This is a genomic window from Mesorhizobium sp. B3-1-7 (genome assembly GCF_006439385.1).
In the GTDB taxonomy this organism is placed as follows: Bacteria; Pseudomonadota; Alphaproteobacteria; order Rhizobiales; family Rhizobiaceae; genus Mesorhizobium.
In genome coordinates this window covers 1-11,268 of sequence record NZ_VFTL01000068.1, presented here as the reverse complement: position 1 = coordinate 11,268, position 11,268 = coordinate 1, and the positions used below count along the sequence as shown (strand labels likewise).

Below are 11,268 nucleotides of genomic sequence, written 5' to 3'. Positions count from 1 at the left end.
CCCGAAAAGCGCCCGGTCACCCAGCCGCCGATCGCAATGATCGCCAGGATCGCCGCGCCGGCGATGATGCCGATCAGTATGGAATATTCGACCATGGCAGCGCCGTTTTCATCGTCGCGGAACTGCCGGGTCATCGTCATGAGCTTCTTCATGCCAATTCTCCCTTTGGAGGTTTGAACCCGACGAGACGAGCCTAAGGATGAACCCCATACCCAAGCATCCCCCGTCACGTTCAATCCTAGGTCGCGCGAAAAAGCAGTGTCAAACGGATTAACGGAAGCTTAACCTTTCAATACTCGATCTGAAGCTCTCTCAATTTCGACAAAGGCTTGATTCGCCTCATTTTTCAAGTCTCCTTAACCATTCATTCACAATTCGGCCACGGTTAGGCCTTTTTGCGGATGAGTTAGAGTTCGTGCATAATTCTTTATATCTAATGGCTTAGGGGCATTGTCGCCTTTTCCGCGCCAAAGGTCCTAGGACTTTAGTCTGGAGCCTAAAGATTGGCCCGAAATAGTTATGTGGCATCATCGCCACTTTTTTAACTATGTCGCAAGTAATTGCCGGTGCTTTGCCTCGCGCCGCTTGTGCCCCTCGTGGTTAACGCTTAGTTTCCAGGTCGGGGAAATTAGAAGGGGCGGGTGGCATGTTGGGTCGCTTCATCAAAGGGCCGGGTGAGCAGAGTGCTCCGCAATCGTCGCAGGCGCCCGTGGTTACGAATGGCGCGGTAGTCGTGCAGCCGGCCCAGGCCGAACCAGTGTCCGACGATTTTCTGTCGCTCAAGGTCGATCTGCATCGGCATCTCATAGACAGGTTCAATCTGACCGCCCTTGAAAACGCCTCCAAGGACGAGATCTTGAATGAGATCCGGCCGATCGTGCGCGAATTTGTGCGCGGCAGAAATGTTCCGCTAAACGCACGCGAGCTGGATCAACTGACAAGCGACACGGCCGACGAGATGCTAGGTCTCGGCCCGATTGAACCGCTACTCAAGGACGATTCAATCGCCGACATTCTGATCAATACTCACAACCACGTCTTTATTGAGCGTCGCGGCGTGCTTGAGGAGACCTCGATCCGCTTTCGCGATGAGGCTCATCTGCTGCGCATCGTCAATAAAATCGTCTCAGCCATCGGCCGACGGGTCGATGAATCCGCGCCAATGGTCGACGCGCGCCTCGAAGACGGGTCGCGCGTCAATGTCGCCGTGCGACCGGTCTCGGTTGACGGTCCACTCGTCTCCATCCGCAAATTCTCCAGAAATCCCTATTCGCTTGAACGCTTGATGGCCTTCAACTCGATCCGCCAGCCCATGATTGATCTGCTGCGGATCGCCGTCCAGGCGCGTAAATCGATCCTGGTTTCAGGTGGCACCGGCAGCGGCAAAACCACGCTGCTAAATGCTCTGTCGAGTTATATCCCGGCCAAGGAACGACTGATTACCATCGAGGATGCGGCGGAATTGCAATTGCAGCAGCCGCATGTCGGTCGCCTCGAAACGCGCCCGCCCAATGTCGAGGGTAAGGGCGAAGTCCGCCAACGCGAGTTGGTCAAGAACGCGCTGCGCATGCGCCCCGACCGCATCATCGTCGGCGAGGTGCGTGGTGAGGAAGCCTTCGACATGTTGCAGGCCATGAACACCGGTCACGAAGGCTCGATGACAACCATCCACGCCAACACGCCGCGCGATGCGCTGTCGCGTCTAGAGCAGATGGTCGGCATGGCTGGCCTGCCGATGACTCAGGAATCGATCCGCGCCCAGATTGCATCGGCCATCGACATCATTGTGCAGACGCAGCGTCTAGCCGATGGCGGCAGAAGGGTTATTTCCGTCTCGGAACTGACCGGCATGGAGGGGAACGTTGTCCAACTCCAGGAACTCTACCATTTTGTTCGCCGCGAGATAGCGGCAGACGGACAGATCATCGGCGAGTTTCGCGCGACCGGCATTCGCCCGCGCTTTGCCCAGGAAGCGGCAACGCTCGGCCTGCACTTCGCCAAGGACGCTTTCAACCCGCAGGTCCCGCTCTGATGATAAGCAGCGAGACGCTTATCTACTTCGTCTACGTGCTGGCGGCAGCGTCAGTCATTTTGGCTGCCGAAGCGCTCTATGTCACTTATGTGAAAGGCCGCGATCGCACCGGCACGATAAATCGGCGGCTCAAGCGCCTTGAGGATGAAGCTCCTGCAGAAAAAACCCTGCAGGGTCTGTTGCGTGAACGAGGGCTGACCGAGTCTGGCGACTATATTTTTGGAGCGGTTGCGCTCAACAGGCTCTACACCCAGTCGGGCATAACCGGAAATCCGCTGACATTCGCCGCGATCTTCATCCTGGCCGGACTGATTGTAGCATTGCTTTTGAAATTGCTGGCGGGAGCGTCGTTGCTTCCAGCCTTGGCTTCCTTTGCATTTGTAGGATTTGTCTTGCCTCTGCTATTTCTCCGCCGGGCTCGCAACAAGCGAATCTTGAAGTTTGCGCGCCAATTGCCAGACGCTCTCGATATGATCGTGCGCTCTCTGCGCGCCGGTCATCCGGCCTCGGTGGCGATTGGGTTGGTTGGCCGCGAAATGCCTGATCCGCTCGGCACCGAATTCGGCATTGTCGCCGACGAGGTCACTTTTGGGTTGAGCATAGAGCAGGCGGCACGAAAGCTATCGGAGCGTGTCGGCTTCGAGGGGCTGCATCTTCTATCGGTGTCTCTGTCCATTCAGTCCAAGACAGGCGGCAATCTCACGGATATCCTTGCCAACCTGTCCAAGGTTCTGCGCGAACGGCAAAAGCTTCGGTTGAAAATCAGGGCACTTTCAGCCGAGGGACGCTTTTCGGCGTGGGTCATCTCCCTGTTTCCAATAGTCATGTTCGCTATTCTCGCGTTGGTTGCCCCGAGCTACTACGGGAAGGTCTGGGGCAACCCCCTCATCTTTCCGGTGTTTACGATCTTTGGCGTATGGGCACTGCTCGGCGACTTGATCATGTACCGTATGGTCAACTTCGATTTTTGATTGGAGCGGAACATAGACATCTTGTCGAACATCTTGGGTTCCGAGGTTCTCGTTTCCCTTTTGGTATTTGCGGCTGCCGTGGCGCTCTTTCTGTTTGGCGCATTCGTTTTTTTGCCCGCTTTTCAGACGCGAAAGCTGGTCACCGAAAACTTGATATCGGAAGGAATCATCAATCGGCGCTCCTTGGGCGCACAGGAGCAGCTGGTCAAGATTTCGGCTCAGCGACCTGTCGATGCCTATTTCCGCGCGCTGGAGAAGGAGCGCGGTGAGCCAAATGCCCTTGAGGCCCGATTGTTTCGTGCCGGCTTCTACCACGCGAGCGCGCCGGCTCTTTACACCTTGTCGAGAATTGGCGCAGTCGCCATTGCTTTTCTCGGCTGCTACATCCTGTTGGCAATGGTGTTGCCGCCGAAAATACCAGGCTTTGTTTCGTTGGCCGGAGCCGCGCTGTTCGGATTGGCTTGCCTTGTTATTCCAAGCATTGCGCTCGACCGCTTCGAGAACGCCCAAAAACGGACGTACCGTCGCGGCTTTCCCGATTTCATGGATATGATGATCACCTGTGCGGATGCCGGGATGAGCCTGGAGGCGGCAGTCGAGCGAGTAAGCAACGAAATGGCCGGCACGCATAAATGGCTGGGTGTTCAACTCGCGATCATGAATCTGCAACTGCGCGCCGGCAAATCTCTTCGCGATTCTTTGCGAGAACTCGCCGATCGTATCGGCTTGGAAGAAGCTAGGGCTCTGGCGGTGCTGTTCCGGCAATCAGAGGAACTTGGCACCAGCCTCACCGAAGCGTTGCGCGTCTACAGCGATGAAATGCGGACACAGAGAATCCTTCAGGCGGAGGAACGTGCCAACGTGCTGCCGGTCAAAATGATGATCCCGCTGGGCATTTGCATCTTCCCCGTGGTGTTGATGATCGTCCTTCTGCCGGTGATCATTCGCATGAGGGGCATTTTCTTCTGATCGGGCATATGATTAAGTTCTAAAATTGAGTCGGAGGGCTCCTTGGAGCACAAAATTACAACGCCGATGCGCATCGCTGCTGCAGCCAGCATGCTGCTGGTCCTGCTTGCTGGTTGCCAGTCGACCGATAGCAACAGCACAGGTGTCGTGCGCACCAATGAGCCTGCCAAGGGTGATTATACCGCCTTCGGCGATGCCTTCGATGGGCTGAAGACGGTCAGCGACGTCGACTACTACGCCTCGGACCAGGCGGTCACCGAGGCCAAGACGCAATTCCGTTCCGAAAATTACGGCAATGCCGGTGCGTTGTTCTATAAGGCTACGCGGTTGGCCCCCAATGACGGTGTCGCCTGGCTGGGCCTTGCCGCTTCCTGCGACCGTATCCGCCGCTTTGATCTGGCCGACATGGCCTATGGTCGCGCCTACCGGCTGCTCGGCGCGACACCGGAATATTACAACAATGTCGGCTATTCGTACCTCTTGCGCGGCAAGCTGCAGGAAGCGCGCACGAACTTCCTCAAGGCCTATGAGCTCGCGCCCAACGATCCGACGGTGGCCAACAATCTGAAGCTGCTATCGTCCAGTGTGCGGAACATCGAGCGGTCATGAGCCTTTTGCTTGCTGCCTCGCTTCTGCTGAAGGCGGTTGCCATCCCGCTACTCGCGAGAGTGGCTTGGCTTGACTTCACCACGCAGAAGATATCGAACCGTGATGTGCTGCTGTTGCTATGCCTAGGACTGGGAGCATTGCAGCTTGTCTCGGTGCTGACCGGGTCGTGGTGGGACATGGGCCTCAGCGCACTCGGTGGGCTCTTGCTGCTCGTTGCGCTCTTCCCGTTCTGGATCCTGCGCAAGGTGGGCGCCGGCGACGTGAAATTGATGGCTGCCATGCCCTTTCTAATCGGCGGCGACGGTCTGGTGGTTTTCACTCTGTTTCTGCTGGTTTTCGCGGTCGCTATAGTCGTGCTCGTGAAGAACCCATTCGTGCTGCCGGCAGGCGCGTTCCGCCTCTATGTCCAGCATATGGATCGTAAGGGAGTGGTGCCATTCGGCGTGCCGATCTCGGCGGCCGCCATCTGCACTATCGCTTTGCAAATGTATCACGCGATTCTCGTGGCAACGAGTTCTGGAATCTTGGAGCAGCTTAATTAGGCCCTGTTTCGAGGTAGAGGCAGCGTGAACTGAAGGAATGTGCTTCAGAGTAACTCGGCCGGGGGAAAAGGATGGCAGGGAATGAAAGGGTCGATTTTCCAGCGCTTTCTGACTCTTCTCGGGAAAGTTCCACAATCCCATCCGCCAATCAGATGCGGATGATCCGCCTCGCACCTGGCTGTTCGGCGCCGGGGACTGATTTTGATGAGCGCATATAGCCGATACTTGGTGGTTATACTCGTCACCATCGGGCTAGCCGTGCTTTCCGACGCCATCCTATTGCAACGATCGGCTATTTATCTCGCATCTGGAACTGCGGCGGTCGCGGCGCAGGGCGTTGTCTTAGGCGCGATGTTGTTGGGCTTATCCAAACTGCTCTATCAGGCCATGCGCCGTGCGACTGGTGCACTTCGAGATACTTTGATGAGAGTATCGGAAGGGCTTCAGAGCGTCGGTATCTTCCTGATGCTGTTGTTCATCCTTCAGCCCGCCAGCGGCCTGTACATGTTTCTCGCGGCCGCTAATCCACATCCGCTGATGGACGGAGCTATGGCAGCAATGGACCGGTCAATTGGGTTCAACTGGCTGGCCGTGGTCGAGGCAGCAAATTCGTCCCCGTTGTTGGCCTCAATTCTTGTGGCCAGCTATGCCTCTGTCCTCTATCAGGTGCCGCTGGTGCTGATATTCCACGCCTCGACGGGTGGCCAGGCTCGGTTCTTCGAATTTGCGGCCACGTGGGTCGTGGCCTTATTTATGACTACCACAATGTCAATGCTGATCCCGACCGCCGGAGCCTATTCCTATTACCAGCCGCAGGCGTCGTCCTATAGCCATTTCACGGCGTTTGGCGGGTTGGCGCACTTGGAAACCCTTCATCAGCTTCGCTCGCTAGTCCCCTACGAATTCACCGTGGGCAAGCTAGTCGGACTGATTTCCTTTCCGTCATTTCATACATCTCTCGGCATTCTGATCGTCTTTGCCCTTCGACGCACATTCCTTTTCTGGCCGGCCGTGCTGGTCAATGCTGCAATGATCGCTGCCACCATTCCAGAAGGCGGCCATCATTTCATGGACGTCATTGGTGGGGCTGTTGTAGCCGTCATCTCGATCGGCTTAATCCGTTGGATCGGCAAAGAAGCCGACACCTTGAGAGAGCTCAAGTCAGCGTGATTTTGGTAGCTGCCCCTCAAAACCCCGCCGTCGATTTCTCCACCAGCTTCAGCTGGCCCTTCTCCACCTTGAAGAAAGGCATCGACCTTTGGCTCGAGCCGTCGCTGCGGAAGCGGAAGAGGCCGGTCGAGCCGCGGAAGCCGGTCGTGTTCTCCAGCACCTGCTTGTTGAAGCCGTCGGGGCCGGCCGAGCTCGCTATGCCCGCGCTCAGCGCCACCATGTCGTAGGCATAGGCCACGTTGACGTCCGGCTGGTACTTGTAGGTCGCCTTGAAGCGGTCGGCGATCGGCCCGGTCTCGCCCTCGTCGAGCGTCGCGATATAGGCGCCCTCATAGAGCGGATCCATCGGCCGCTCGAGCCAGCGGTCGGTGCCGACGAGCGTCACCGCCTTGCCGGGAATGCCTTTTGCCTTCAGCGCGGCGAGCACGGCGATAGGGCTGCCGTCGCCGCAGGCGACGACCACGGCGTCGGGCGCCTCGACCAGCGAGCCCATGTCGGACACCACCTTGGCGCCGCCATCCGTCGCCGAATAGGGCAGCGTCACCGCAAGCGTGGCGCCATAGATGCTGAGCGCGTTGGCGACACGAGATTCGATGGGGCTCGAATCCGCGCCCGAAGGCACCATCAGCACGAATTTCCTGGCGCCCTTGCTGGCGATCGCCGCCGCGCCCGCCGCGGCGCTGTCGGCTTCGCTGAGCCTTACGGAATAGATGCCGGGGCCGCCGGCGAAATTGTCGGCCAGCGCCAGCACCGGCGGCCGCTTCGAGCCGGAGAGCTTGGCAAGGTGTTGCGCCGCCGCGAGCTCGGACGGTCCGATGACGACCTTCGCCGTGCCCGACGTGATCGCCTTCACCGCGAGGTCCTTGGCGTAGCCGCTGTCGCCGCGCGTATCCTCGATCGTTAGCGTCAAAAGCTTGTCGCCGAGGTCGGCCATCGCCAGCCGCGCGCCGTCATACATCTTCCGGCCGTTCTCGCCCGTGCTGCCGGGTGCCGAAAGCGGCAGCAGCATGGCCACCTTGGTCGGTCCCGCGCCGAGCGTCAGCTGGGCCTTGGCGGCGGCGGCCGAGGTCGAACCGCCCGAGGTCGCGGTGCTCAATGCTGAACTGCCCGGGGTCGAACCGCTTGCCTGCTGGGCGGGCGCCGCCGGAGCGCCAGCCTGGCCCGCGGGTGCTGCAATCGCCGCTGGATCGAGCACATCCGACGCGCCGCTCTTGGACTGGCATCCGCACAGCGCCGCGACGAGCCCCAGAGCGATCGCCCCCAATGCATGTCGCCCAAAAGTGGTCCCGGTTTTGGGGAGACGACATGCATCCGACAAAGACCTGAACCGCGCCGCGCCGATCCGTTTCGGCGCGGCGCGCTTCAGGTCCGGATCGTGTCGCTCAAGTTTCATGATGCTTCCATCCATGTGCCGCCAGGTATTTGCCCCGGTCTGTCTTCAACCGACCTTACCGTCTTGCTTGCTTGGCCGTCCCGTGATTCTTGCGTCATGGTTTAGCCATCGAAGAGCCGCGCTCTCAGCGCCTGTATCGCCCTTGCTTGCGCCGGGCTGCGATATTGGGCGCATTTCATGTAGCGCGGCCCGGGCACGAACGATCGGCGCACGCAGACGCGTTTCTCCTGGCCGGTAATGGCGCCGTCCATGGAAGCGTCGGAGAAGCCGATCGTCGAGACGTCGGAGAATCCGATCGTCGCCACCGGCAGCGGCCCGGCCACCTCGAGGCCTTCCCGTGCCAGGATTGCCCGTGCGCGCTGGCAGTAGTTGACCGAGCGGACCGAGAAGCGGGTTTCCCCGTGCCCGGCCCGGTACTTCATCACGGTGGTGCAAAGATCGCCCGCGGAGAGCCTATTTGCCTGCGCCAGATATTTGACGCCGAGCGCGATATTGGTGGCGGGCTCGCCGAGCTCGTCGAGCGAACCGTGAAAGCCGAGCATCCGCGCCGTTGCCGGCATCACCTGCATCAGGCCGACTTCGCCATCGGCGCCGCGCACGCCAGGATCGAAGCCGCTTTCGATCTCCATCACCGCATGCGCCAGCACCGGCTCGAGGCCGTAGAGCAACGCTTGGCAGGTCGCGAATGCCTTGAATGTCTCGCGGGTCCGCTCCGGCGCCGCAGCGCAGTGCGCCGGCCGCGCCCTCAGCGGCTGCGGCCGTTCCAGCCAGTTGGCGTGGACGGATGTTTGACCGAGACCGAGCAAGGCAATCGCCAAAGCAATTCCAGGAAAAGTGCGTAGCGGTTTTCCGTTCGGAATTGCGTCAAAACAAGGAGATAGATCGTTTCGCCGTTTCCGTGAAACGATGAAACGATCTAGCGCGATCGCCTTCGGCAATTTTCCGTCAGCCGCCATCGCAGCCAGTCGGCGTCCGCTTGCCCGTCAGCTCAATGCATGTATTCGACCATGCGGTCGTGGAAGCACTCGCATTTGTTGAGCGTGTCTTCGTCCTTGTAGTTCGTCTTGAGATAGCCATAGGCCATGCCGCAGGCGACCTTGGCTTCCGAGGCCCAGACGAAGGCCGGACGCGACGAGTTGATCCATTCCGGACTGTTGGCGACGGCGACCGATTCGTCCATCAGCTTCACCACATGGTCCTTGAGCTCGACCATGTTGTCGGTCAGCACCAGGTCCGATGTGCCGACGGTGCGGCAATAATTCACCGCCGGCTCGCCGATGATGTCGGCGGCGAAGCCCGTCGACCCGGCCAGCAGCAGCGCCGCGGCCGAAGCCAGCAATCTTGCGGAATGTTTCATGTAAGCCCCTCTTCGAATTGCGAATTCATGGTTCGCTAATGCATAGCACGACAGTGTGGCTGCGCATAAGTGCTAAATGGTGACAGTGTGCTTCGCATGCGCGCTGTCGTCGTAAAGGATGTTGATCGTGTTGGTGGTCGTCGGTCCGTTCTGCAGCATAGCGACGTCTACGAAATTGCTACCCGAACCGCTGCTGTCCACGCTCAGCGTCTTTGTCGTGGTGTCGTAGTGCACGTAGTTGCTGAGGGCGACATTGTCCGCCTTGTCGAACAATGCTGTCAGGTCGATCTGGTCTCCTTCACCCTTGTTGTAGTCGGTGATGAGATCCTTGATGTTCAGCTCGAGGTGATCGAGTTTGAACGTATCGGCGCCGGTGCCGCCGGTAAGCATGTCTGCCCCTGCGCCGCCGATAAGGAGGTCGTTGCCCGCCCCGCCAACGAGGGTGTCGTTGCCGGCTCCGCCTGCAAGATAATTGTCTCCGGAGTTGCCGTACAGATGATCATCGCCAGAGCCGCCGATCAGCCCTTGGATATTGGTGAGTGTGTCTCCAGCCGCGTCGCCGCCGCCGATAGTGCCTGGCGCCGGATTGTTTAAATCTGCCGGTGCGCCCGAGGCAGACCCGTTGTCGGCGAGATGGATCGAGACTGCCCCGAGGCTGCCGGTGTAGTCGACGATATTCAGTGTCCCGCCAGCGCCGTCAAATTGGTCGGTACCGCTCCCGCCGTGGAAAACATCGTTCGCTGCCGTGCCGACGAAGTGGTCGTTGGGCGTAGCCCCGCCAGCCGAGGTGACGTCGAAGCTCGTACTGACAGAATCGTTATCGCCGTCTTTGCCGCCCACGTTGACAGTGAAATGCATGTCGCCAGCGGGATGGGATTCCGAGTAGGACAACGTCGAGAACGACACCTTGATGTCGTTGGTTTTACCTGGTTCATCAACTCCCGTCAGTGTCGCAGATGTAATACTTGTCAAGCCGTTAGCCGTCAGATCGGCTTGCGTGATGGTAAGATAAGCGGTTGTTGAATCGATCGTCTTCGGTATCGTAACGGTTGTTATGCCATCAGATATCGTCACATTTATCACGCCTACATTGTCCACGTCGGCAATTTTCAGGCTGAAATTGGATAGCGGGCTGGGAAAATCCATCTTGAAACTGTCGTTGACGTCGAAGGTCGGATTTCCAAGTCCGAATGCATGGCCACCGGGCTCTGAATTATCCGTATACGCGTTGAAGTTGGCCGTAGCTGCTGACCCGGTATCATCCGTCAAAGCAGTCAGTTGCACGACACCGAAGTCATAATTTCCGGTCGGCGAATTTGCGATGCTGGTAGCCAGATCGATCGTTGTCGACGTTCCAGGCCGTACCGCCGACTGGATGACATCGTAGGTGCCATCGAGATGGAGCTGTACGGTAAAGATCTGCGTCCCGTCGGGAGCGAGGATGTTGACCGAGGAGCCTCCAGAAGCACTGGTTGTCCAGCCCGTCGGCAAGCCCGTGATGCTGGAGATCGTCAGCGATCCAAGGCCATCTGCTCCCGTATCGTACTGCAAAACGCCCTTTAAATCCCCGACCTCGTTTGAAAGATAGGCGTTGGTCACAGTCCCAAACTGGGGGCCATCGTCGTAGAACTGCAACGCCAGCCCGCCCGCCGACGTCGCCGACGCCGTGTCCAGATCGCCATCCGTCGCCGTCGCCGTCACATACACCGTGTTCGACAGCGTCAGCAGGTCGTTCGGGTTCGCCGCATTCGGATGATCCAGCGCCAGGATCTGCGTCAGCGTGGCGTTCGTGCCGCTGATCGAAACCGTGAACGCCAGCGCCCCCGCAGGGTCGTTGCCGACATGGCCCTCGATCGTCGACCCGTTCAGGAACAGATAGATCTCCGTCCCCGGCGCTGACGTCGCGTGAAGACCCGTCGCCGTCCCCGTCCCAGCCGTCGTTCCGAACGCCGTTCCGTCCGAATGCGTCAGCGCATACGTCGTTCCGCCGTTCCCGTCCGCGCCATACACCGCCGGATTGAACAGACCTGCAATGCTCGCCGCCGCGCTTTGCGACACGCCGCCGGCAACATCGTGGTCGTTCACCTGCGCGCCCGCCGTCTCGTCAACCGAGAGCGTCGCACTCGCGCCGGCAACCGCCGTCACCTTCGGACCGTCGTCATGGAAGGTGATCTGGCTGCCGACATTGACGGCCTGCGAGGAGGCGGTGTCGCCGTCGCCGTCCG

General features: G+C 59.2%; 10 protein-coding genes. 6 read left to right on the top strand and 4 right to left on the bottom strand.

All coding sequences use genetic code 11. The features are described from left to right. Positions 1-646: 646 nt before the first annotated feature. The 6 genes from FJ417_RS32560 to FJ417_RS32535 all read left to right on the top strand — a co-directional run bounded on the left by FJ417_RS32560 (position 647) and on the right by FJ417_RS32535 (position 6,293). Positions 647-2,032 (top strand): CpaF family protein, encoded by a 1,386-nt coding sequence (locus FJ417_RS32560; RefSeq protein ID WP_140786291.1) that lies wholly within the window; start codon positions 647-649, stop codon positions 2,030-2,032. Next, the gene (locus FJ417_RS32555; RefSeq protein WP_140786290.1) at positions 2,032-3,003 is read left to right on the top strand and encodes a type II secretion system F family protein; all 972 of its coding nucleotides are present in this window, start codon (positions 2,032-2,034) and stop codon (positions 3,001-3,003) included. Before FJ417_RS32560 ends, FJ417_RS32555 begins: the two co-directional genes overlap by 1 nt. A gap of 12 nt (positions 3,004-3,015) precedes the next feature. After that, complete coding sequence (locus FJ417_RS32550) at positions 3,016-3,972, top strand: type II secretion system F family protein (protein WP_140786295.1); 957 nt, start codon at positions 3,016-3,018, stop codon at positions 3,970-3,972. A gap of 66 nt (positions 3,973-4,038) precedes the next feature. Then, a complete protein-coding gene (locus tag FJ417_RS32545) occupies positions 4,039-4,581 on the top strand; it encodes a tetratricopeptide repeat protein (RefSeq protein ID WP_140786294.1) in 543 nt (180 codons plus the stop codon). Beyond that, complete coding sequence (locus tag FJ417_RS32540; RefSeq protein ID WP_140786289.1) at positions 4,578-5,123, top strand: prepilin peptidase; 546 nt, start codon at positions 4,578-4,580, stop codon at positions 5,121-5,123. Before FJ417_RS32545 ends, FJ417_RS32540 begins: the two co-directional genes overlap by 4 nt. Before the next feature lie 204 nt (positions 5,124-5,327). Further along, positions 5,328-6,293 carry a phosphatase PAP2 family protein gene (locus FJ417_RS32535; RefSeq protein ID WP_140786288.1) on the top strand — a complete coding sequence of 322 codons (966 nt, stop codon included), beginning with the start codon at positions 5,328-5,330 and terminating at the stop codon, positions 6,291-6,293. 16 nt (positions 6,294-6,309) lie between these two features. Here the strand turns inward: FJ417_RS32535 and FJ417_RS32530 are convergent, their stop codons facing one another. The 4 genes from FJ417_RS32530 to FJ417_RS32515 all read right to left on the bottom strand — a co-directional run. Continuing rightward, on the bottom strand, positions 6,310-7,557 hold the full coding sequence (locus FJ417_RS32530; protein WP_140786287.1) for a penicillin-binding protein activator: 1,248 nt from the start codon (positions 7,555-7,557) through the stop codon (positions 6,310-6,312). Between the two features lie 230 nt (positions 7,558-7,787). Next, positions 7,788-8,492, bottom strand: a complete 705-nt coding sequence (locus FJ417_RS32525; protein WP_246687636.1) for a lytic transglycosylase domain-containing protein — start codon at positions 8,490-8,492, stop codon at positions 7,788-7,790. A 182-nt stretch (positions 8,493-8,674) separates the two neighbouring features. Then, positions 8,675-9,043 carry a hypothetical protein gene (locus tag FJ417_RS32520; RefSeq protein ID WP_041010296.1) on the bottom strand — a complete coding sequence of 123 codons (369 nt, stop codon included), beginning with the start codon at positions 9,041-9,043 and terminating at the stop codon, positions 8,675-8,677. A gap of 72 nt (positions 9,044-9,115) precedes the next feature. Then, the coding region (locus tag FJ417_RS32515; RefSeq protein WP_140786286.1) for a DUF5801 repeats-in-toxin domain-containing protein at positions 9,116-11,268 on the bottom strand (2,153 nt) is incomplete at its 5' end.

Coding starts and splice junctions, on each gene's coding strand:
- FJ417_RS32560 (WP_140786291.1), top strand. CDS start 647: ATGTTGGGTCGCTTCATCAAAGGGCCGGGTGAGCAGAGTGCTCCGCAA.
- FJ417_RS32555 (WP_140786290.1), top strand. CDS start 2,032: ATGATAAGCAGCGAGACGCTTATCTACTTCGTCTACGTGCTGGCGGCA.
- FJ417_RS32545 (WP_140786294.1), top strand. CDS start 4,039: ATGCGCATCGCTGCTGCAGCCAGCATGCTGCTGGTCCTGCTTGCTGGT.
- FJ417_RS32540 (WP_140786289.1), top strand. CDS start 4,578: ATGAGCCTTTTGCTTGCTGCCTCGCTTCTGCTGAAGGCGGTTGCCATC.
- FJ417_RS32535 (WP_140786288.1), top strand. CDS start 5,328: ATGAGCGCATATAGCCGATACTTGGTGGTTATACTCGTCACCATCGGG.
- FJ417_RS32520 (WP_041010296.1), bottom strand. CDS start 9,043: ATGAAACATTCCGCAAGATTGCTGGCTTCGGCCGCGGCGCTGCTGCTG.